Source organism: Streptomyces sp. CLV115 (assembly GCF_038448545.1).
Classification (GTDB): domain Bacteria; phylum Actinomycetota; class Actinomycetes; order Streptomycetales; family Streptomycetaceae; genus Streptomyces; species Streptomyces sanglieri.
Map to the genome: position 1 here is coordinate 19,309 of NZ_JBCEWQ010000060.1, position 21,785 is coordinate 41,093.

Annotated in this window: 20 protein-coding genes; 7 read left to right on the plus strand and 13 right to left on the minus strand. The window is 72.1% G+C overall.

From position 1 onward, the window contains the following. The first annotated feature begins 45 nt into the window (after window positions 1-45). Window positions 46-1,032: a GlxA family transcriptional regulator gene (locus AADR41_RS21265; protein ID WP_342282971.1), complete on the plus strand. Its 987-nt coding sequence runs from the start codon at window positions 46-48 to the stop codon at window positions 1,030-1,032. A 19-nt stretch (window positions 1,033-1,051) separates the two neighbouring features. Here AADR41_RS21265 and AADR41_RS21270 read toward each other — a convergent pair whose 3' ends face one another. The 3 genes from AADR41_RS21270 to AADR41_RS21280 are packed head-to-tail and all read right to left on the minus strand — an operon-like array spanning window position 1,052 to window position 4,243. Then, complete coding sequence (locus tag AADR41_RS21270) at window positions 1,052-2,101, minus strand: Zn-dependent alcohol dehydrogenase (protein ID WP_342282972.1); 1,050 nt, start codon at window positions 2,099-2,101, stop codon at window positions 1,052-1,054. Beyond that, on the minus strand, window positions 2,098-3,291 hold the full coding sequence (locus AADR41_RS21275; protein WP_342282973.1) for an acyl-CoA dehydrogenase family protein: 1,194 nt from the start codon (window positions 3,289-3,291) through the stop codon (window positions 2,098-2,100). Before AADR41_RS21275 ends, AADR41_RS21270 begins: the two co-directional genes overlap by 4 nt. Before the next feature lie 37 nt (window positions 3,292-3,328). After that, window positions 3,329-4,243: an SDR family oxidoreductase gene (locus AADR41_RS21280; RefSeq protein ID WP_342282974.1), complete on the minus strand. Its 915-nt coding sequence runs from the start codon at window positions 4,241-4,243 to the stop codon at window positions 3,329-3,331. Window positions 4,244-4,326: 83 nt separating this feature from the next. Here AADR41_RS21280 and AADR41_RS21285 point away from each other — a divergent pair, with 83 nt between their 5' ends. After that, window positions 4,327-5,253 carry a cyclase family protein gene (locus AADR41_RS21285; protein WP_342282975.1) on the plus strand — a complete coding sequence of 309 codons (927 nt, stop codon included), beginning with the start codon at window positions 4,327-4,329 and terminating at the stop codon, window positions 5,251-5,253. A 48-nt stretch (window positions 5,254-5,301) separates the two neighbouring features. Here AADR41_RS21285 and AADR41_RS21290 read toward each other — a convergent pair whose 3' ends face one another. The 4 genes from AADR41_RS21290 to AADR41_RS21305 all read right to left on the minus strand — a co-directional run bounded on the left by AADR41_RS21290 (window position 5,302) and on the right by AADR41_RS21305 (window position 9,785). After that, on the minus strand, window positions 5,302-5,883 hold the full coding sequence (locus tag AADR41_RS21290) for an ATP-binding protein (protein WP_342282976.1): 582 nt from the start codon (window positions 5,881-5,883) through the stop codon (window positions 5,302-5,304). A 516-nt stretch (window positions 5,884-6,399) separates the two neighbouring features. Further along, a complete protein-coding gene (locus AADR41_RS21295) occupies window positions 6,400-7,419 on the minus strand; it encodes an acyl-CoA dehydrogenase family protein (protein ID WP_342282977.1) in 1,020 nt (339 codons plus the stop codon). Between the two features lie 7 nt (window positions 7,420-7,426). Further along, window positions 7,427-8,584 carry an acyl-CoA dehydrogenase family protein gene (locus tag AADR41_RS21300; RefSeq protein WP_342282978.1) on the minus strand — a complete coding sequence of 386 codons (1,158 nt, stop codon included), beginning with the start codon at window positions 8,582-8,584 and terminating at the stop codon, window positions 7,427-7,429. Window positions 8,585-8,591: 7 nt separating this feature from the next. Continuing rightward, window positions 8,592-9,785, minus strand: coding sequence for an amidohydrolase family protein (locus AADR41_RS21305; RefSeq protein WP_342282979.1), 1,194 nt, complete (start codon window positions 9,783-9,785; stop codon window positions 8,592-8,594). A gap of 144 nt (window positions 9,786-9,929) precedes the next feature. On the opposite strand from AADR41_RS21305, the gene AADR41_RS21310 reads away from it, so the two are divergent. Continuing rightward, window positions 9,930-11,468 (plus strand): class I adenylate-forming enzyme family protein, encoded by a 1,539-nt coding sequence (locus AADR41_RS21310; protein WP_342282980.1) that lies wholly within the window; start codon window positions 9,930-9,932, stop codon window positions 11,466-11,468. Window positions 11,469-11,514: 46 nt separating this feature from the next. Here the strand turns inward: AADR41_RS21310 and AADR41_RS21315 are convergent, their stop codons facing one another. Continuing rightward, complete coding sequence (locus tag AADR41_RS21315; RefSeq protein WP_342282981.1) at window positions 11,515-12,036, minus strand: EF-hand domain-containing protein; 522 nt, start codon at window positions 12,034-12,036, stop codon at window positions 11,515-11,517. Window positions 12,037-12,151: 115 nt separating this feature from the next. Then, complete coding sequence (locus AADR41_RS21320; RefSeq protein ID WP_342282982.1) at window positions 12,152-12,526, minus strand: STAS domain-containing protein; 375 nt, start codon at window positions 12,524-12,526, stop codon at window positions 12,152-12,154. 293 nt (window positions 12,527-12,819) lie between these two features. On the opposite strand from AADR41_RS21320, the gene AADR41_RS21325 reads away from it, so the two are divergent. Together AADR41_RS21325 and AADR41_RS21330 are read left to right on the plus strand one after the other, a co-directional pair. Continuing rightward, the gene (locus tag AADR41_RS21325; protein WP_342282983.1) at window positions 12,820-13,395 is read left to right on the plus strand and encodes an RNA polymerase sigma factor; all 576 of its coding nucleotides are present in this window, start codon (window positions 12,820-12,822) and stop codon (window positions 13,393-13,395) included. Then, window positions 13,392-14,750, plus strand: coding sequence for a zf-HC2 domain-containing protein (locus AADR41_RS21330; protein WP_342282984.1), 1,359 nt, complete (start codon window positions 13,392-13,394; stop codon window positions 14,748-14,750). The genes AADR41_RS21325 and AADR41_RS21330 overlap by 4 nt, the downstream gene beginning before the upstream one ends. A 19-nt stretch (window positions 14,751-14,769) precedes the next feature. Here the strand turns inward: AADR41_RS21330 and purU are convergent, their stop codons facing one another. Continuing rightward, complete coding sequence (purU, locus tag AADR41_RS21335) at window positions 14,770-15,648, minus strand: formyltetrahydrofolate deformylase (RefSeq protein ID WP_342282985.1); 879 nt, start codon at window positions 15,646-15,648, stop codon at window positions 14,770-14,772. A 28-nt stretch (window positions 15,649-15,676) separates the two neighbouring features. Continuing rightward, a complete protein-coding gene (locus AADR41_RS21340) occupies window positions 15,677-16,123 on the minus strand; it encodes an SCO4402 family protein (RefSeq protein ID WP_342283000.1) in 447 nt (148 codons plus the stop codon). Window positions 16,124-16,297: 174 nt separating this feature from the next. Here AADR41_RS21340 and AADR41_RS21345 point away from each other — a divergent pair, with 174 nt between their 5' ends. Then, complete coding sequence (locus AADR41_RS21345; RefSeq protein WP_342282986.1) at window positions 16,298-17,578, plus strand: ABC transporter substrate-binding protein; 1,281 nt, start codon at window positions 16,298-16,300, stop codon at window positions 17,576-17,578. Between the two features lie 49 nt (window positions 17,579-17,627). On the opposite strand, the gene AADR41_RS21350 is transcribed toward AADR41_RS21345, so the two are convergent. Together AADR41_RS21350 and AADR41_RS21355 are read right to left on the minus strand one after the other, a co-directional pair. After that, window positions 17,628-19,091, minus strand: coding sequence for a hypothetical protein (locus AADR41_RS21350; RefSeq protein ID WP_446751086.1), 1,464 nt, complete (start codon window positions 19,089-19,091; stop codon window positions 17,628-17,630). Between the two features lie 252 nt (window positions 19,092-19,343). Beyond that, window positions 19,344-20,726, minus strand: a complete 1,383-nt coding sequence (locus AADR41_RS21355; RefSeq protein WP_342282988.1) for a transcriptional regulator — start codon at window positions 20,724-20,726, stop codon at window positions 19,344-19,346. Between the two features lie 353 nt (window positions 20,727-21,079). On the opposite strand from AADR41_RS21355, the gene AADR41_RS21360 reads away from it, so the two are divergent. Continuing rightward, window positions 21,080-21,733, plus strand: a complete 654-nt coding sequence (locus AADR41_RS21360; RefSeq protein WP_342282989.1) for a bifunctional DNA primase/polymerase — start codon at window positions 21,080-21,082, stop codon at window positions 21,731-21,733. Window positions 21,734-21,785 lie beyond the last annotated feature (52 nt).

Sequence of the window (21,785 nt, forward strand, 5' to 3'; positions counted from 1 at the left end):
ATCAGGGTTGAGGTCTATACCACTAGGGGGAAAGGGAGTCCGCCGATGCCGCACCGAATAGCCGTCCTGGCCCTCGACGGGCTGCTTCCCTTCGAACTGGGCATCCCCCAGCGGATATTCGGCCGCGCGTTCGGCCAGGAGCCGCACGAAGAGGGCCGCAGTCTGTACGAAGTCGTGACCTGTTCCGTCCGCCCGCCGGGACCGGTCGGCACCGACGCCGACTTCACGATCACCGTCGAGCACGGCCCCGAGACCCTGGCCACCGCCGACACGGTGGTGATTCCCACCAGCTACCAACTCGGCCCCGTCTTCGACGAGGGCAGGCTCACCGACGAACTGGCCGCCGCGTTCACCCACATCCGGCCGGGGACCAGGATGGTCTCCATCTGCACGGGCAGTTACGTGCTGGCCGCCGCCGGATATCTCGACGGCCGCCCCGCCACCACCCACTGGTCGCACGCCGACCACTTCCAGCGGCTCTTCCCCGAGGTCCGGGTCGACCCGGACGTCCTGTTCATCGACGACGGCGAGGTGCTGACCTCCGCCGGGGTCGCCGCCGGGATCGACCTCTGCCTGCACATCGTGCGCCGCGACCACGGCACCGCCGTCGCCAATGACGTGGCCCGCCGCACGGTGGTGCCCCCGCACCGGGACGGCGGGCAGGCGCAGTACATCCGACGCCCCGTGCCCGACACGCAGTTCGCGACCACGACCACGGCCCGCACCTGGGCGCTCGGGCGGCTGGAGCGGCCGATCCTGCTGCGCGACATGGCGCAGCAGGAGTCGATGAGCGTACGGACCTTCACCCGCCGGTTCCGGGAGGAGGTCGGGGTCAGCCCCGTCCAGTGGCTGACCCGGCAACGGGTCGAACGGGCCCGGCAACTGCTGGAGTCGACGGACCTGTCGATCGACCAGGTGGCCCGCGACGCGGGCTTCGGCACGCCCACCTCGCTGCGGCAGCACCTCCAGGCGGCGCTGGGGGTCTCCCCGACGGTGTACCGGCGCACGTTCCGGGCCGCCGGGAACGGCTGAGGGGGCGCGCGCCGGACGGTCAGAACACCAGTACTCCCCGCGCCACCCGGCCCTCGTGCGCATCGTCCGCCGCCTTGTCGAAGTCCTCCACCGGGTAGGTGGTGGTGACGAGTTCGTCCAGGAGCAGCAGGCCCTGCCGGTACAGCTCCGCGTAGAGCGCGATGTCCCGCTGCGGGCGCGAGGAGCCGTACCGGCAGCCCAGGATCGACTTGTCCAGGTACATCGACGAGACGAGGAACGAGGCCTCCGCCGTGGCCGCCGGGACGCCCAGCAGGACCGCCTGGCCGTGCCGGTCCAGCAGGTCGATCGCGGTACGGATCAGCTCCGTACGGCCGACGCACTCGAAGGCGTGGTCGGCGCCGTTCGGCAGGATGTCCCGCACCCCGTCGGCCGAGGTCAGGAAGTGTGTCGCACCGAACTGCCGGGCCGCCGCCTCCTTCGCCGGGTTGGCGTCCACGGCGACGATCGTCAGCGCGCCCGCGATCCGGGCGCCCTGGATCACATTGAGCCCGATGCCACCGGTGCCGATCACCACGACCGTGTCACCCCGGTCCACCTTCGCCCGGTTGAGCACGGCGCCGACCCCGGTCAGCACCCCGCAGCCGATCAGGGCCGCCGAGGTGAGCGGCAGCTCGTCCGGGATCTTCACCGCCTGCACGGCCTTGACCAGGGTCCGTTCGGCGAAGGCCGAGTTGGAGGCGAACTGGTACAGCGGCTTCCCGCGCCGCGAGAACGGCTGCCCCGGCATCCCGATCGCCTTGCGGCACATCGTCGGGCGCCCCCGGTCGCACTGGGCGCACGCCCCGCAGTTGGCGAGGGTGGACAGCGACACGTGGTCGCCCGGCGCCACATGACGGACGCCGGCGCCGACCGCCTCGACCACCCCCGCGCCCTCGTGCCCGAGCACCACCGGCGGCGGGAACGGAATCGTCCCGTCGATCACCGAGAGGTCGCTGTGGCACAGTCCGGCCGCGGCCACCGCCACCAGCACCTCGCCGGGGCCCGGATCGCGTATCTCCAGATCGTCGACGACCTCGGTCCGCCTGCCGTCGAAAACGACGCCTCTCATCTCGGCTCCCTCGGTAGGCCGAGCACCCGCTCGGCGATGATGTTCCGCTGGATCTCGTCCGAGCCGCCGTAGATGGTGTCGGACCGGGTGAACAGGAACAGGCTCTGTGCCTCGTCGAGTCCGTACGGTGCCTTCGCCGACCAGTCGTCCGGGCCGACGGCCGCCGCCGCGCCCCTGACCTGCACGGCCAGCTCTCCCAGGCGGCGGTGCCAGCCGCCCCAGAGCAGCTTCGCCACACTGGGCGCGCCCGGGTCGCCGGTGGAGCCGAGGGTGCGCAGGGCGTTCCAGCGCATGGTGCGCAGCTGCGCCCACTGCCGTACGAGACGTTCACGCAGGACCGGGTCGGTGACGGCGCCGCTGTCGACGGCCGCCCGGACCACCCGGCCCAGTTCGGCGGCGAAGCCGATCTGCTGGACGAGCGTGGAGACGCCGCGTTCCAGGGCCAGCAGCCCCATGGCGACCGTCCAGCCGTTGCCCTCGCCGCCGACGCACTCCTCGGCGTGCGCCCCGTCGAAGAAGACCTCGTTGAACTCGCTGGTCCCGGACATCTGACGGATCGGCCGCACCTCGATCCTGCCGGGCTGGTCCATCGGCACGAGGAGGAACGACAGGCCGTGGTGGCGGCTGGAGCCGGGCTCCGTACGGGCCAGCACGAAGCACCAGTCGGCCTCCTTCGCCAGTGACGTCCAGATCTTCTGCCCGGTCACCCGGTGGCCGCCGCCCGGGTCGGGCACGGCGGCGGTGCGCACCGCGGCGAGGTCCGATCCGGCGTCCGGTTCGCTGTAGCCCTGGCACCAGAGCGCCTCGCCGCGGGCCACGGCGGGCAGGAAGCGCCGCTGCTGTTCCTCGCTGCCGTAGGCGATCAGGGTCGGGGCGAGGAGGTTCTCGCCGATGTGGCCGACCCGGGCGGGGGCGGCGGCGCGGGCGTACTCCTCGGCCCAGACGACCTGCTGGGTGAGGCTCGCCCGGCGGTTGCCGTGGCCGGTGCCCGGGTTCTGCCAGCCGAGGCCGATCCAGCCGTCCCGGCCCAGTTCGCGTTCCCAGGCGCGGCGGACCGCGACGCCCTCGTGCTCGCTGCCGGGACCGCCGGTGCCCGCGGCCGCCGCGTACTCGCCCACGAGGTGCGCTTCCAGCCAGCCGCGCGCCTCCGCGCGGAACGCGGTGTCCTCGGGTCCGAAGGTGAAGTCCACGGTGTCTCCTGACCGTTGCCGCTCGCCGTGCAGGGCCTCACGCGTTGGGACGCGCCTTCGCGGCTGCCGCCGCGGCCATCTCCTCCAGCCGGGCCAGCATCGGCATCGGGTCGGTGCCCACCGTCCCCGGCAGGAAGTCCGCGATCCGTTCCGGGGTCCACGCCCCTTCGACGTACCCGGCCCGCAGCTCCCTGGGCTGGGCCCAGACCGCGATCTTCGGCCCCGCGACGGTGTACACCTGGCCGGTGATCTTCTCCTGGCGGGCCCGTTCGCTGAGCAGGTAGACGACGAGCGCCGCCACGTCCTCCGGCTCGCCGATCTCCTTGAGTTCCATGGGGACGTTGGCGGACATCCGGGTGCGGGCGACCGGGGCGACGGCATTGGCCGTGACGCCGTACTTGTGCAGGCCGAGGGCCGCGCTCCGGACCAGCGAGATGATCCCGCCCTTCGCGGCGCTGTAGTTGGCCTGGGCGACGCTGCCCTGGTGGTTGCCGCTGGTGAAGCCGATCAGGGTGCCGCCGCCCTCCTGCTTGCGCATCACCGCCGACGCGGCCCGGAAGACGGTGAAGGTGCCCTTGAGGTGGGTGGCGACCACCGGGTCCCACTCCTCCTCGGACATGTTGAACAGCATCCGTTCGCGCAGGATCCCGGCCACGCACACGACGCCGTCGATCCGGCCGAACCGGGCGAGCGCCGTGTCCACGATCCGCTGCCCGCCCGCCATCGCGGAGACGTCGTCGGCGACCGCCACCGCCTCGCCGCCCGCCGCCTCGATCTCCTTGACGACCGATTCGGCCACCTCGCTGCTGGGCTCGCCGCCCTCGATGGAGACGCCGTAGTCGTTGACGACCACCCGTGCTCCCTCGGCCGCCGCCGCGAGCGCGACCGCCCGCCCGATGCCGCGCCCGGCGCCCGTGACGGCCACCACCTTGCCTGCCAAGAAGTTCCCCATGCCCGGCCCCTTCCCGCGGTTTCTGACGGACCGTTAGATTTTATGGGCCATCAGGTCCACGAGCACAAGCCCCAGGAGGCGCCATGTCACTGCCGGCCGAGTTCCACGACATCGCGAAGCGGGTCAGCAACTGGGGCCGCTGGGGCGACGACGACGAGATCGGGACGCTCAACCTGATCACCGACGCCGTGGTGCGCGAGGCTGCCGCCGCCGTCCGCAGCGGTCTGCGGATCCCGCTCGCGCTCCCGCTCCAGCAGGACGGCGTGCAGAGCGGACTGATCCCGGGACGGGTCAACCCGCTGCACACCATGATTCAGATAAACCAGGAGCTCTTCGGCCCCGGCACCGTCGCCACCAGCGACGACACGGCGGTGCTGAGCCTGCAGACGGCCACCCACTGGGACGCCCTCACCCACGCCTCGCACTCGGGGAAGATCTACAACGGCCGCCCGGCCGCGACGATCACCGCGCACGGCGGCGCGCAGTTCAGCGGGATCGACAAGGCCCCGCACATCGTCTCGCGCGGGGTGCTGCTCGACGTGGCGCGCGCCCACGGCATGGACCGGCTGCCCGGCGGTCACGCGGTCACCCCGGAGGACCTGGACGCGGCCGAGGAGCTGGCGGGGGTGCGGGTCCGCTCCGGCGACATCGTGCTCGTACGGACCGGGCAGGTGCAGGTGTATCTGGCGGGCGACAAGCACGCGTACGGCTATCCGTCGCCCGGCCTGTCGATCCGGACGCCCGAATGGTTCCGCGCGCGCGATGTGGCGGCGGTCGCCAACGACACCCTGACCTTCGAGATCTTCCCGCCGGAGATCGAGGACCTGTGGCTGGGGGTGCACGCCCTGGACCTCGTCGAGATGGGCATGCTCCAGGGCCAGAACTGGAATCTGGAGGCCCTGTCCACAGCCTGTGCACAGGAGGAGCGGTACGCCTTCCTGCTCTCCGCGATGCCGGAGCCGTTCGTCGGTGCGACCGGCACCCCGGTCGCGCCGGTCGCCGTCCTGTGACGGGACCGGCCGGCGCCGTACGGCAGCCCGCAAGGACTGCTTTAACCTTTATGCAAAGTTCGTCATGCTCTGTGATGCGTTCGTCATGGCCTGTGATGCGTTCTTCACGGCCCGCGACGCGCCCTTCATGACCTGTGACGTCTGGTGCGGCTCACGGCCCGGGTCTCCCGCGCAGGGCGCGGCGCCCTGTGCGCCGGAGTTCAGCGGCAGCTGGATCAGCGGTGCGCCGCGGTCGACCTCGCACCAGATGCGCTTGCCCGCGCCCTCCGGCTGCCAGCCCCAGCGGTCCGCGAGACCGTCGACCAGCTCCAGGCCCCGGCCGTTGGTGTCCTCGCCGGCCGCGTGGCGCTGCCGCGGCGGGCGGCAGCTGGTGTCGGCCACCTCGACCCGGACGGTCCCGGGCGCACCGGCCGAGCCGGTCAGGCCGAACAGCATCCGCAGCACCGCCGGGCACCCGGTGTGCACCACCGCGTTGGTGACCAGCTCCGAGATCAGCAGGATGAGCGTCTCGGCCAGTGGCTCGTCGTCCCTTATCCCGGACCCGACCAGTCTCGACCGGGCCCATCTACGGGCCCGCCCGACCTCCGCGGGATCCGGCCCGACCTCCAGCTGAACCTGAAGCACCTGCACCGCTCACACCATCCGAACCGGCGGACACATCGCCTCGCGCCTCCTCGGGGTCACGGAACGTGATTCCCCTTCGAGACAGCATGGTTGACGTACAGTCACCGCAACAAGCGCTTCGGGCATATTCCAGCGCCAAGGAGTACGCGTGATGCATACTGTGCGACGCACGTTGCGGCGAGTCGAACAGAGGCGCGCAGAGGTCGCCCGAACCGCCTCCCGGGCGCTCCCGGCGCTTCTGCCAGGAACGCGAGCAGGATGCCACTCCGGACCCGGAGTCACCGCAGGGGCAAGCTCCGGATCGCCCGGTTCCAGTTCCTGTCGCATCCAACGGAGCGTACCCGAGCCCGGCACCGACTCCACCCCGTGACAGAGAACGTGAAGGCCGCGGACCGGCCCCGCGCCCGCCGACTGCACTGCGTAACTCCGCAGCGTGAGGCTCGTGGCCCTGTTCGTCACCTCCGTGCACCGTACATTCACCCGCTGCCGGGTGCCGAAAGCCTGCACGGAAACACTCCGGCTTCAGCACAGGTCCCCCGCAAGCACCTCCTCGGCCGCCGCCGCGGTGAGCCACTGCCCGGACCGCAGCCAGGCCCGTTTGAGATGCAGGTGAACATCTGCCTCCCAGGTGAAGCCCATGCCGCCGTGCACCTGGAGGCAGTCCCGCGCGTTGCGGACCGCCGCGTCGTCGGCGAGCAGTTTCGCGCCCGCGATCTCCACCGGGTCCGCCGTCACGGCCGCCGCGTAGACGGCGCAGCGGGCCAGTTCGGCCCGGACCAGCATTCCGGCGCACAGGTGTTTGACCGCCTGGAAGGACCCGATCGGCGATCCGAACTGTTCGCGCCCACCGGCGTGTTGGACGGCCATCTCGGTCGTCCGGGCGGCGCTGCCGAGCTGTTCGGCGGCGGCCAGCAGGGCCCCCTCCTCGCGCAGCCGCCCGCCCCCGGGCAGCAGTTCCCCGGTCTCCTCCGGGTCCTCGGCCCGCCACAGGGGCGTGAACGGGTCGATCGAACGTACGGGGGCGGCGTCGTCCCTTACCCGGGTGACGTCCACCGACGCGGCGGACGCCCGCGGCCCGTCGCCGGGGTCCGGGTCGTGTCCGTGACGGCCCGTCGTACGCCCGGAGGGTGTGGCGCGCGGCGCTTCGCGGACACGGCCCAGCACCAGCAGCGCGTCCGCCTCCCCCAGGTGCGCCACCGGCTGCCCCGGGTCGAGGACGGCGACCACCGTCGCGCCCTGCGCCGCGCCCTTCACCGGACCGGCCGCGAGGTGGGTGGCGATCAGCGGCCCCGGCAGCAGCGAGCGCCCCACCTCCTCGAAGAGCAGCACCGATTCGGGCAGTCCGAGTCCGACGCCCCCCTCCGCCTCCGGCAGCCGCAGCGCGAAGAACCCGGCTTCGCCGAGCTCCCGCCACAGCGCCCGGTCGACGCCCGTGCCGTCGTCGAGCGCCGCCCGCATCCGGTCCCTGCCGAAACGCCCGGCCAGGAGTTCCCGCACCCCCGCCCGCAGGGCCCGCTGGTCGTCCGAGAGCTGGAAGTCCATGAGTGCGTCAGCGCCCCTTCGGCAGGCCGAGTATGCGTTCGGCGACGATGTTCCGCTGGATCTGCGAGGTGCCTGCGGCGATGGTGTACGAGAGCGAGGACAGCCGGTCCAGGACCCATTCCCGGTCCAGGTCCGCGCTGTCGGCGCCGAGCACCTCGGCGGCTGCCTCGTACAGCTCCTGGCGGGCGTGCGAGTAGCGCAGCTTGAAGACCGAGCCGCCGGTGCCGGGCACCCCGCCGCCGGCCCGCTGCGCCTCGCTGACGTTCCACTGGGTGAGCCGCCACAGCGCCCGGAACTCGGCGTTCAGCCTGCCCAGCCTGCGGCGCAGGACCGGATCGTCCCAGCGTCCGCTGCGCCGCGCCTCGGCGGCCAGCTCGTCCAGGGTGCGGCGGCAGGCGACGACCTCGCCGACGAAGGCCGTACCGCGCTCGAAGGAGAGGGTGACCATGGTGACCCGCCAGCCGTCGTTCTCCGCGCCGACCCGGTGCGAGAGCGGCACCCGCACCTCGTCGAGGAACACCTCGGCGAACTCGGTGGATCCGGCGAGGGTGCGCAGCGGGCGGACGGTGACCCCGGGCGCGTCCATCTCCATGGCGAGCCAGGTGATCCCTCGGTGCCTGGGCGCCGCCGGATCCGTACGCACCAGGAGCTCGCACCAGTCGGCGACCTCGGCGTGCGAGGTCCAGATCTTGCTGCCGCTCACCACGTAGTGGTCGCCGTCGCGCACCGCCCTGGTCCGCAGCGCGGCGAGGTCGGATCCGGCGTCGGGCTCGCTGAAGCCCTGGCACCAGATCTCGTCGCCGCGCAGCACCGGCGGCAGCCAGCGGGCCCGCTGCTCCGCGGTGCCCTCGGCGGCGATCGTCGGGCCGGCGTGCAGCAGCCCGACGAAGTTCGCCCCGACGTACGGGGCTCCGGCCTTCTCCGTCTCCTCCAGGAAGATCAGGTGCTGGGTCGGGGTCGCGCCCCGGCCGCCCGCGTCGACGGGCCAGTGCAGACCCGCGTAGCCGGCGTCGTGGAGCATCCGCTGCCAGGCCGTGTCGTACGCGCGGCGCCCCGGCCAGTCGTCGGGGCGGGGCCTCGGCGGCAGTCCGGGCAGCACCTCGCCCAGCCATTCGCGCAGCCGCGCCCGGAACTCCTGCTCCTCCTGGGTGTACGCGAGGTCCATCGCGGGCCTACTTGTCGAGGTCCAGATCGAGCATCCGGATCGCGTTTCCGCGCATCAGTTTGTAGACGGTCTCGTCGTCCAGTCCCTTGACGTGGTCCAGGGCGACCTCCTTGGTGTGCGGGAAGGTCGAGTCGACGTGCGGGTAGTCGGTCTCGAAGGTGGCGTTGTCCCGTCCGACGACGTCGAGCGAGGCGACGCCGTGCTTGTCCCGGAAGAAGCAGCAGAAGATCTGCCGGTAGTAGTACACGGACGGCGGCTCGGGGATCAGGTCGCGCACCCCGCCCCAGGCCCGGTGCTCCTCCCAGACGTCGTCGGCGCGCTCCAGGGCGTACGGGATCCAGCCCATCTGGCCCTCGCTGTAGGCGAGCTTGAGCCGCGGGAACCTCACCAGGACCCCGCTGAACAGGAAGTCCATCATCGAGGCCATGGCGTTGTTGAAGGAGAGGCTGGCCTGCACGGCGGGCGGGGCGTCCGGTGACGCGGCGGGCATCTGCGAGCTGGACCCGATGTGCATGTTGACGACCGTGCCGGTCTCCTGGCAGGCCGCGAAGAACGGATCCCAGTACCCGGTGTGGATCGACGGCAGTCCCAGGTGGGTGGGGATCTCGGAGAAGGTCACCGCGCGCACCCCGCGGGCCGCGTTCCGGTGGATCTCGGCGACCGCCAGGTCGATGTCCCAGAGCGGGATGATGCAGAGCGGGATGAGCCGGCCGCCGCTGTCGCCGCACCACTCCTCCACCATCCAGTCGTTGTAGGCGCGCACGCAGGCGAGCGCGACCTCCTTGTCATGGGCCTCGGCGAAGGTCTGGCCGCAGAAGCGCGGGAAGGTCGGGAAGCAGAGGCTGGCCTCGACGTGGTTGAGGTCCATGTCCTTGAGCCGCTCGGCCGGATCCCAGCAGCCGGGCCGCATCTCCGCCCGGGTGATGCCCTCCAGCGTCATGTCGTCGCGGTCGAAGCCGACGGCGGCGATGTTGCGCTTGTACGGGAACTTCAGGTCCTCGTAGATCCACCAGTCGGTGGGCGGGCCGTCCGGGTCCATCGTGATGACGTACTTGCCGCCCGTGTAGGCCAGCTCACCGATGCCGGCGGTGAGCGGCTGCGGGCCGCGCTCGCGGTACTTGGCGGGCAGCCAGGTCGAGAAGAGGTGCGGCGGCTCGATCACATGGTCGTCGACGCTGACGATCCGAGGCAGTTCCGTCATGGTGTCTCCTCCGGCGCGCGATTTTCTGATGACCCGTCAGATTTATGTCGCCATCAGGCTAGCCCCGCACCCCTGGACCGACAAGGCGCAGCGCTCTACGCTCTCCGCACTATCTGACTGTCCGTCAGCTGTGAGGGGTACGCCGTGACCGAGACCGCGCACGCCCTGGGTGCATCGGGCACCTTCTGGGAACTCGTCGAACGCCGGGCCGCCCTGACCCCGGACCGCCCGTTCCTGATCCAGGACGACCGCACCCTGACCTTCGGCGAGTTGCGCGACCGCGGCAAGCGGGTCGCGGCCGGGCTGTGGGAGATGGGCGTACGCCCCGCCGGCGTCGTCGCCTGGCAGCTGCCGACCCGGATCGAGACGGTGCTGCTGTCGTTCGCGCTGACCCGGATCGGGGCCGTGCAGTCGCCCGTCATCCCGTTCTACCGGGACCGCGAGGCGGGGTTCGCGCTGCGCGAGTCGAAGGCGGAGTTCTTCGCCGTACCGGGCACCTGGCGCGGCTTCGACCACACCGCGATGGCCGGACGGCTGACGGCGGACCGGCCGGTGACGGTGTTCGAGGCGTACGCGTCGCTGCCGGACGGCGATCCCTCGGTGCTCCCGCCGCCGCCCGGCGACGGCACGCGGGTGCGCTGGATCTACTGGACCTCGGGCACCACCTCCGACCCGAAGGGGGTGCTGCACACCGACCGCAGCCTGATCGCGGGCGGCTCCTGCCTGGCCCACGCACTGCGCCTGACGGCCGACGACATCGGCTCGGTGGCCTTCCCGTTCGCCCACGTCGGCGGGCCGGACTACGCGGTGATGCTGCTGCTGTACGGGTTCCCGGCGGTGCTGCTGGAGCACTTCGCGATGCCGGACGCGCTGGCGGACTACCGGCGCCACGGGGTGACGGTCGCGGGCGGTTCCACGGCGTTCTACTCGATGTTCCTGGCCGAACAGCGCAAGGTGCCGGACCGGAAGCCGATCCCCACCCTGCGGCTGCTGGCGGGCGGCGGGGCCCCGAAGCCGCCGGAGATCTACCACGCGGTGGTCCGGGAGATGGGCGTCCGGCTCACCCACGGCTACGGCATGACCGAGGTCCCCATGATCACGATGGGCGCCCCCGACGACACGGCGGAAAACCTGGCCGGGACGGAGGGGCGGCCGCCGGCGGGCATGGAGATCCGGATCACCGACGAGGACGGCAAACCGCTGCCGCACGGCACGGACGGCGAGGTGCGGCTGCGCGGCGAGGCGGTCTGCAAGGGCTATCTGGACCCGGCGGCGACCGCGTCGGCCTTCGACGCGGAGGGGTTCCTGATCACCGGCGACGTCGGCCACGTCAGGCAGAGCGGGCATCTGGTGCTCACCGGGCGGCTGAAGGACATCATCATCCGCAAGGGCGAGAACATCTCCGCGAAGGAGATAGAGGACCTGCTGCACCGGCACCCGGACGTCGGGGACGCGGCGGTGATCGGGCTGCCGGACCCGGAGCGGGGCGAGCTGGTCTGCGCGGTCGTGGAGCAGCCGGCGGGTGCGGAGCCGCTGACGCTGACACGGCTGACGGGGTATCTGCGGACCGAGGGACTCGCCGTGCACAAGCTGCCGGAGCGGCTGGAGGTGGTGGCCGCGCTGCCGCGCAACGACGCCCTGCGCAAGGTGCTGAAGTACCGGCTGCGGGAGCAGTTCGCCTGAGAGCCGACGAGGGGGGTGCGGGGGCCGCCCCGCACCCCCCTCGGTCCTACGTGTCCGGGGCGATCACCGTGAAGTAGTCGGCGAGCGCCGACACCGCCTCGTTCTCCGCGATCCGGCCGTCGTGGTCCGCGTCCAGGCTCCGGGCCGCGATCCGTGCCGTCCCGGCGTCCGCGCCCAGCACCCGCAGCGCCCGTTCCACGGCGGGCACGTCCGCCGTGCCCAGGTCGTCCCGGTCCGCCACGGCGATCGCCGCGCGCAGGAAGGGGCGGGCGATCTCCGCGAAGCGCTCCGGGTTGTCGCGCAGCCGTTTCACGGCCCCGCCCACGAACTCCTCACGGGTGACGCGCTGGTCCCCGTCGACATCGGCGATGCCCGCCATGCCCTGCCAGAACGCCTCGGCCCCGATGTAGAGCGCCTGGCCCTTGTCGCAACGCGCCGTCGTACCGAATTCGGCGAGCAGACGGGCCGCGGCGGCATTGAAATCCGCGCGATCGATGTATCCGTTGCCGTCCTGGTCGAAGGCGGCGAAGCGGAAGGCGATCTTGCGCTCGTACTCTGCGCTGTCCATGCGGGGAGCGTACGACGCCGGAGGGCGTCACATGTCACTTACGCGCTCCACCGGTGTCACGACCCGGTCGTCGCCGCCCGCCGCCGCCCCCTGTGGACGGCGCCCCGGAGCGGCTTCACGCGGAGAGCGGCCGGGCCCGGTCGTCGACGGCGGTGTCCCAGTCGGGGTAGACCTCGAACAGCCGGCGTACGCCGAGGGCGGCGAGCACCCGGTTGACGTGCGAGCCCTCCTCCGCGCCCCGGGCCGGCAGGATCAGCCGCAGCCGGCCCCCGCAGGAACGCATCAGCCGGCGGGAGGCGATCAGCACACCGACCCCGCTGGAGTCGCAGAACAGCACCTCGGAGAGGTCGAGCACCACGTCGTGGCGGCCGACGGCGACCGCGTCATGGACGGACTGGCGCACCGTGGGCGCCGTCAGCAGATCCAGTTCGCCACTTATGTGCAGCACGGTCCATTCGCCCTGCACGGTCTCGGCCACATCTAGTGTCACGCCACTGGGCCTCTCGTTCCGGGGCTTCCGACGATCCGGAAGTTTCCGTTCCTTCTCGCGGCTGCCCCAGCCGCACCCCCATGAAACACCGGGCGGCCCGACCGGGCACAGTCGGATTCGAACAGAAATGATCGGTTCGGGTCCGATTCCGCCGGAGCCGACTGACGCATTCCCTATCATCCCGGGCCTCTTGGCGGGCGTACTTGCCGTAAAGGGAGGCACATGGTTGGCACCGCCGACTACATTCGATGTGACGAGGGGAACAGAGCAGAGGGAACAGGGTCGGGGGTCGCATGGCCAAAAACGCACCACCCCGCTGGGACCGCAAGATGCAGCAGCGGCTGGCACGCGGTGAGGCGGCGGCTCTCGGTGAGCTCTACGACCGGTTCGCCTCGCTCGTGCACAGCCAGGCCCACCGGATGCTGGACGACGAGACCGCCGCCGACCTGGTGACCCGCGAGGTCTTCGGCTACGTGTGGGAGAACCCGGGCGCGTACGACCCCAAGGAGGGCTCGATGCGTTCCTGGGTGGCCCGGCTCACGCACCGCCAGTCCGTGCGGCGGCTGCGCGAGGAGAACGGCCGGCCCGACGGCCCGGACGAGGACGGAAGCGGTCTGGAGGAGCGGGTGCACCGGGCCACGGTCGCGGCCCGCGCCGACTACATCGTCACGTCCATGCCCGCACCGCTGCGCGCCGCCCTGGAGCTCGCGTACGTCCAGCGCCGGGACTACCGGCAGACCGCGGCCGATCTCGGGGTCACCGAGGACGAGGCCCGCCGCCGGCTCCGCCTCGGGCTGCAACTGCTCTCCACCGCGCACACCCGCCCGCTCGAAGGGATGTCGCCGCCCGGACCCGGACGGCCCCTGTGACCGACGACGGAGCGGACGGCCGCAGTGACGGCGGGCACGACGACGAGGTCCGGGGCGCACCGCGCATACCGGGACCCCGGGCCGCCGCGGACGACTTCGACCTCTCCGCCGTACCCCTGCCCCCGCCCGTCCCCGCGACCCCGCCCGAGGAGCCGCGCACGACCCCGCGGCCGACAGCACCGGAACCGGAAACCGCCGTGGCACCACCGGCCCCATCGACCCCGTCGGACCCGCCGGTGCTGACGCACCGCGTCCTCAAGGCGCTCCTCGGCGCATGGGCCCTGGCGGCCTGCTCCGCGGAGGAGACCGAGGCCGTCGAGGCGCATCTGACCGAGTGCGCCGCCTGCGCGGACGAGGCCCTGCGGCTGCGGGACGCGGTCGGGCTGCTGCACACCGACCGCAGCCTGGATCTCGACCCGACGCTGCGGACCCGGGTGATCGACGCCTGTCTGAACCGCCGCCCGGCCGACATCCCGGTGCCGGACTGGGCCGCTCCGTACGACGCGGAGACCGCGCGGCTCGACGCGCTGCTCCGTGACATCGGCGGCTCGGAGTGGCACGCCCCGGTGCGGCTGAAGTGGTTCGAGGGCGAGCAGGAGGCCGGCCGCAAGACCACGGTCGCGGGCGTCATCAGCCATCTCATGGCCGTCGACGGACTGATCGGCACCGCACTCGACCTCGATGTGCCGCTCGGCGACGGAATCCTCGGCCGGGGCGCCGACTGGCCGCTCTCGCCCACCGCACGCACCGAGCGGTACTGGTCCGCCGCGCTGCGGCCGCCCACGCGCGCGGTCCACGAGCCGTGGCGGGCGCAGAGCCACACCCTCATCCGTACGGTGTCCTTCGCCGGCCGCGGAGTCTCCGAGCTCTCCGTCTCGTACGGGGACTTCGCCCTCCCGATGCACGACGCCCTGCTGGACCGGGCCTTCGAGTGCTGGGTGCACGGCGGCGACATCGCGGAGGCGGTGGACTATCCGTACGAGGCGCCGTCCGCCGCCCACCTCAACCGGATGATCGACCTGGCGGCCCGGCTGCTGCCCGCCGCCCTCGCCGAGCGCCGCAGAACCGGTCTTGCCGGGCCCGCCCGTCATCTGGTGACGGCCGGTTCGCCGGGCCGTTCGCTGCATCTGGAGGTCGAGGGTTCGGGCGGCGGCGACTGGTACATCCCGCTGGACTCCCCGGCCGCGCTCGGCTCCCCCGCGCACACCGTGGCGCAGGTCGCACTGGACGGCGTGGAGTTCTGCCGGCTGGTGGCCGGGCGCGTACCGCCCGTCGAGGCGGCGGCCGGTCAGGAGGGCGACCGCGAGGCGATCCGCGACGTGCTCTCCGCCGCGGCCTCGCTGAGCCGCCTGTAGTTCCTTCCGTGCCCGGCGCTCAGGCGAAGACCACCGTGCGGCGGCCGTTGAGCAGGATGCGGCGCTCCGCGTGCCACTTCACGGCCCGCGCCAGCGCCTGGCACTCCACGTCGCGCCCGATGGCGACCAGCTGGTCCGGGGTGACGTTGTGGCCCACCCGCTCGACCTCCTGCTCGATGATCGGCCCCTCGTCGAGGTCCGCGGTCACGTAGTGCGCCGTCGCACCGATCAGCTTCACACCACGGGCGTGCGCCTGGTGGTACGGCTTCGCGCCCTTGAAGCTCGGCAGGAAGGAGTGGTGGATGTTGATGATCCGGCCGCTCAGCTGCTTGCAGAGGTCGTCCGAGAGCACCTGCATGTAGCGGGCGAGGACGACCAGCTCGACGTTCTCCTCGCGCACCAGCTCCAGCAGCTCGGCCTCGGCCGCCGCCTTGGTGTCCTTGGTCACCGGGATGTGCCGGAAGGGGACGTTGTAGGAGCCGACCAGCTCGGCGAAGTCCGTGTGGTTGGAGACGACCGCTGCGATGTCGACCGGCAGCGCCCCGATGCGGGAACGGAACAGCAGGTCGTTGAGGCAGTGCCCGAACTTGCTGACCATCAGCACGATCCGCATCCGGTCCGCGGAGCGGTGGATCTGCCAGTCCATCCGGAAGGAGTCGCCGACGGCGGCGAAACTGGCCCGCAGCTTCTCCACGGTCACCGGGGCGTCCGCCGAGAAGTGGACCCGCATGAAGAACAGACCCGTGTCGTGGTCGCCGAACTGCTGGCTGTCCTCGATGTTGCAGCCGGTCATGAAGAGATAGCTCGACACGGCGTGCACGATGCCCTGCTTGTCGGGGCAGGAAAGAGTGAGGACGTACTGCTCGGGGGCGGCGTCGGCAGGCCGTGGCACAGTCATCCTCGTAGCGTGCCACACCGGCCGTGAATCAGGCAGATCTGGTCATGATGCGGAGCACGTCGAGGGAGCGCGGCGGTGTGTCGGGGTCCTCGCCGTCGTTCCCGGCGAGCAGCACATGGGCCTCGCGGGCGGCCAGTACCGCCTCCTGCCAGCCGTGGTGCTCCAGATACGCCGAGACGGGGGCGTCCGCGCCGACCTGGTGCATGATGCGCAGCACCCGGAGCACGGCGACGTCGACGAGAGCGGCCTCGCCGGTGTCGCGGAAGATCGTCCCGATGTACTTCTCGGCGGACCAGTTGTCCAGCCAGGTGTCCTCGACCAGGCGGTACACGGCGTCGGTGACGTCGCCGTACCCCTCCCGGCCGGCCAGCCAGCACTCGTGGTGGAAGACGGGGTCGGAGAGCATGTGCAGCGCCGAGCGCACGTTGCTGCGCCAGCGCCACCAAGGCATGTCATTCAGCGGCATGCCGCCCATGGTGGAGGAGCGACGGCCGCGACGGGAAGAGTTCTCCGAACCTTGCTGCACGGTCATCGATCGTACGTTCCCTTTTCCGACGACCGCACCGGCCCCCGCAATTCACCTGGATGTCACTGAGCGTTGAGCGGGTCACTCTGTGGCGTTACCCCGCGGCCGGAAATGTTCGTGTCCATGACCGGACGGCGACGCCCCATCCTCACCCGCCCCTACAAGTTCCTCACAAGTGCGGCGGCGGCCGGGGCGTTGCTGGTCACCGGCTGTGGCGCGCTCCCTGGGGCCACGGGGGTCTCCAGGGAGCCCGTCACCGTCGTGACCTGGGCCCCCGGCGGCGGCACGGGTCCGGACGCGGCGAACATGGCGGGCATGACCGCCATGGCCCGCACCTACGCCCGCTGGGCCAACGACAACGGCGGGCTGGCCGGTCACAAGCTGCGGGTCGTCACCTGTGACGAACAGGACACCTCGATCGGGGCGGCGAACTGCGCGCGGCTGGCCATCAAGAAGAAGGCGGTGGCGGTGGTCGGCTCGTACAGCCGCCACGGCACGGCGTTCATGCCGCCGCTGGAGGGCGCCGGAATCCCCTACATCGGCGGGTACGGCGCTTCCGACGAGGAGTTCAGCAGCTACATCTCCTTCCCGGTCAACGGCGGCCAGCCCGCCCTGCTGGCGGGCAACGCCCGGCAGCTGTCCCGCGGTTGCGAGCGGGTGTCCGTGGTCCGTCCCGACACCCTGCCCGGCGACGGCCAGGCCTGGCTCCTCAGAACCGGTCTCACCGAGGCCGGCCGGCCCGCGCCCACCGACATCCGGGCACCCGAGTCGGCCACTTCGTACGACGAGGCCGCCGCTCCCGCGCTCCAGGCGGCGGGGGCGTCCGGCGGCTGTGTGACGGCGGTGCTCGGGAAGCGCACGGAGACCTTCTTCGACTCCTTCCGGCGGCTCGAACCGTCGTACGGGGACGTCCGGATCTCCTCCGTGCTGGGCAGCGTCGACCAGCCGCTGATCGACAGCACCGGCGGCCGGAACAGCCCGTTCGAGGGGGCGTACATCACCGGCTGGTACCCGGACGCGGGCGACGCCCGCTGGGACGCGATGCGGAACGTGATCCGCAAGCACGCCTTCGGCGACAACCGGATCGACCCGGACGACACGGGCGTGCAGACGACCTGGATCGCGTACACCGTGCTGAAGAAGATCGTGGAGTCGGTCGACTCCGCGCAGATCACTTCCTGGAAGCTGACCTCCGCCCTCAACCAGGGCACCCCGGCGGAGACCGGCGGCCTCACCCCGGTGCTGCGCTGGGGCTTCACGGACGTGCTGGGCTCGTCCTCGTACCCCCGGATCGTCAACACCAGGGTGACGTATCAGGTGGTGCGCAACGGCCGGCTCGTCGCGGACCGGAAGGGCTTCATGGACGTCTCGAAGACTCTGTCGGACGCCAGCGCGAGGAGCTGACCCGCGGCGCCGGCCCGGATCCGCCGGACGGGCGCCGCGGGGCGGTCCCTCAGAGCTGCGTGGCCGCCCGCCGGGTCAGTCCGTACTTCGTCGCGATCGAGTTCCACAGCCCGGACGCCTGCTGCTTGGCCTTGCTCGCCTCGCCGCTCTGCACGGTGGCCTGCTGAGTCTCGGAGGTCGTACGCGCCTTCCCGTGCTTGCACACCTTCTTGCCGTGCTTGGCCTGCGCGGCCCATGCGGCGTAGTGCTCGTCGGCGGCGGCGGAGGCCCGCCAGGCCTTGGTGAGGGAGGCGGTCAGCCGGGCGTGGTCCGGCAGCTTGTCGACGGACAGTCCTTCGAGCCGGGTCACCAGATCGCGGCGCTGCTGGGCGGCGCCCTTCAGATCGGTCACGGCCTGGTCCAGATCCGTGCAGTTCTTGGTCTTCTCGACGGCCCCGATGACCGCGGCGCGGCTGTTGTTGCTGTCCGCCAGCAGCTTGTCGAGCGCCTCGGCCTGCGGCTTCGCCGGGTCGGCCGCCGCCTGCGTGGAGGGCTCCTTCCCGGCGGGTGAACTCGCCGCGGCGACCGGCTGCTTGTCGTCCTCGCCCTTGTCGTCGCCGCCGCTCAGCAGCGCACCGGCGCCGAGACCGACCACCGCGCAGCCGGCCACGACCGCCGCGATCAGCGTGACGTGGGCCCGCTTCCTGCGCGGCGGCTGCGGCTCCTCGCCCACCGGCTGGTACCCGGCCTGCGGGGGCTGCTGCGCCTGCGGGGCGCCCTGGTACTGCGGGGCACCCCGGTACTGTCCGCCCGGGTGCTGACCGGCCTGCCGACCGGGGTCGAGCCGGGGCATCTGCTGCGTGGCGCCCGCCGGTTCGTCGTTGCGGAACAGGTTGTCGAACTCGGCGGGCGGCTGCCGGTCGCCCGGGGCGCCGGGCCTGATGCCGTAGGGCGTGGAGCCGGGGACCGGCGGGATGAACTGGGTCGCCTCGGCGTCACCGCCGGCGCCGGGCTGCTGCTGGTACGCCTGCTGCGGCGGCATCCCGTGGCCGAGGAACGTCGTCGACTCGGCGGGGCTCTCCGGCGGCAGCCCGCCCGGTCCGGGCCCACCGGGCACCGGTGCGATGTACTGCGTGGCCTCCGCGTCGCCGCCCATGCTCATCCCGGGCACGGCCTCGGGCGGCAACGGCTGCGCGAACGACTGCTGCGGCTGCGGCTGTTGCTGCATCTGTGGCGGCTGCATCTGCTGAGGCTGCTGCATCTGCTGCGGCTGTACGGGGGGCAGTGGCTGGGCCTGCGGCATCTGGGCATGCTGCGGGGCGGGCGGCTGCCCGTACTGTCCCTGCCCCGGCTGCCCGGGGCCGTACTGCCCCTGACCGTAAGCCCCCTGGCCCTGGCCCTGGGGCTGGTGCGAGGGGTCCTGGTGCGCCGCCTGCGGCCCCCAGGGCTGCCCCCACGGCTGGCCGCCCGCCGGGGCGGCCTGATCCGCGGGGCCCCCCGGTATCCAGGGCTCGCCGCCACCCGCGGGCAGCACGACACCTTCGTGCGTGGGCCGTACAGCAGGGAGCTGCTGCTCGTCACCCTGACCGCTCTGCGTCACCGGGACTCCTACGTGTAAACCTACGGAATCGTCGGCTCACGCTATCGGGTGGTTGCCGCCGTTCGCCAAGCGTGTGTTGTCACTCACCAGCCCTTCACGCACGCTGTAACACTCGGCGCCCTCAAGACGCAGTTAATGGAGCGCCCTGACGCACCCGCCGGCCGGGCCCCCGTTCCCCGGCCCCGGTCAGGCCGCCTGGAGCTCCAGCCGGGCGCCGAACTCGCGCACCGCCGACTCGTCCCCGTACGGGATCAGCCGCTGCTGGAGATCGTCCAGATACTCCGCTCCCCGGCTGGAGCGCACCGACCCCAGCAGCTCCATCGCCCGCGTGCCCGTGTGGCAGGCCTGCTCCACCTCGCGCATCTGGACCTGGGCCGTGGCCAGCAGCACCAGGCCGATGCCGCGACGGCGGGTCCGGGACTCCGGGTGGCCGGCCAGCGACTCCTTCGCGCGGCGCGCGGCGGCCTCCGCCTGGCCGAGGTCCCGGTGACAGTGCGCCAGCTCGTCCGCGAGATAGGCGCGGTCGAAGTGGGCGATCCAGTCGGGGTCGTCGCCCGTGCCCGGTTCGGCCCGTTCCATGGCGGCCAGCGCGCGGCCCGTCACCGCCTGGCAGGAGCGGGCGTCGCCGAGCAGTGCGTGGCCGCGCGCCTCCGCCGCGTAGAACATCGCCTCCGCCCGCGGTGTCACGCGCCCGCGCGCGCCCTCCTGGGCGGCCCGGGCCAGCTGGGCGATCTCCCTGGGGTTGCCGAGCTGCGCGGCGAGATGGCTCATCGAGGCGGCCAGCACATAACCGCCGTACGCCCGGTCGCCCGCCGCCTGGGCCAGCCGCAGCGCCTGGATGTAGTAGCGCTGGGCGAGCCCCGGCTGACCGGTGTCGACCGCCATGTACCCGGCGAGTTCGGTGAGCCGGGCGACCGCCCCGAACAGCTGCCGGCCGACCGCTTCCCGGTACGCCCCGGAGAGCAGCCCGGAGACCACGCTGTTCAGGTAGTGCACCAGGACCGGCCGGACGTGGCCGCTGCCGAACCGGTGGTCGAGATCGATCAGCGCGGTCGTCATCGCCCGCACCGCCTCGACGTCCGGCATCCCGACACGGGCCCCGGCGGCCCGTGCCACCTGCGGGTCGGCGCCGGTGATCAGCCAGTCACGGCTGGGTTCGACGAGCGCGGAGGAGGCGACCGCCGAACCGGACAGAAAGTCCCGGCGGCCGACATCGCTGCGCCACAGCTCGCAGACCTGCTCGATCGCACCGATCACGGTCGGGGCGAACTGGAGGCCGACGCCGGACGCCAGATTCTTGCCGTTGGCCATCCCGATCTCGTCGATCGTGACCGTACGGCCGAGCTTGCGGCCGAGCGCCTCGGCGATGATTCCCGGTGCCCTGCCGCGTGGTTGCTGTCCGCGTAGCCAACGGGCCACGGACGTCTTGTCGTAGCGCAGGTCGAGCCCGCGTTCCGCGCCGACCATGTTGACGCGGCGGGCGAGGCCGGCGTTGGAGCATCCGGCTTCCTGGATGAGCGCCTGGAGCCGTTCGTTCGGCTGGCGTGCGACGAGAGGCCTGGCTGCCATGTTTCCCCCTGAGGCCGCAGTGATCATTGAGCCGATCACTGCCCGGCGAATACGCGGAAAATGCACAGATTCATCGTGTTCGTCACGTGCGTCTTGTTCCTTGTCATTCATGTCGGCATATGACAGAGGCCGACCGTTCCGGACCCGCGCAGGGGCGGTCCGGCGGTTGCCCGTATGTGGCTACCCGCCCTGCCCGGCACCGCCTCACGCGCGCCCCCGCCCATGCATCCATGCGCCCCGTATGCCGGATCGATACGCCGGGACCGCACCCGTCACGCCCGTAACCCCAAGTGTTGGCCGTAGTTGTGCTGAGCGTGGAAGAGCCCATCGCAGTCGAAGAGCCCGTCGGAGTCATGGAAGCCGCGAAGGTCCCCCAGCAGCGGGGCGAGCAACTGCTCGACGCGGCGGTGCGGTACGCGGAGGAGCGGCACTGGGACGTGTGCCCGGGCACCTGGCTGGAGGCGGCGGAGGGGACCGAGCGGTGCTCCTGCGACGCTGCCGACTGCGCCGCCCCCGGTGCCCATCCCACCGGCCCCGACTGGGCGGGCCAGGCGACCGGGAGCGGGGCCGCGGCCCGCCGGATGTGGTCCAGGCACCCGAAGGCGTCGATCCTGCTGCCCACCGGCCGCAGCTTCGACGCGATCGAAGTACCGGAGTCCGCCGGCTTCCTGGCGCTGGCCCGGATGGAGCGGATGGGCCTGCCGCTGGGCCCCGTCACCTGCGGCCCCGACCGGCGGATGTTCTTCTTCGTGCTGCCGGGCGCGGCGGCCAGGTCGGACGGCCTCGTGAGGCAGCTGGGCTGGCGGGCCGCCGCCATCGATCTGGTCGCCCGCGGCGAGGGCCACTACGTCACGGGCCCGCCGACCCGGGTCGGCGGGCTCGGCGCGGTGCAGTGGGCGCGCCGCCCCACCCCCGCCAACCGCTGGCTGCCGGACGTGCAGGAGCTCATCAGCCCGCTCGCCTACGCCTGCGCCAGGGAAGCGGCCGATGCGCGGACCCGCCTCTGACGGAACACCCTTTCGTAGGCTGGTCCCGGAACACGGGGCCACCGAAAGGCAG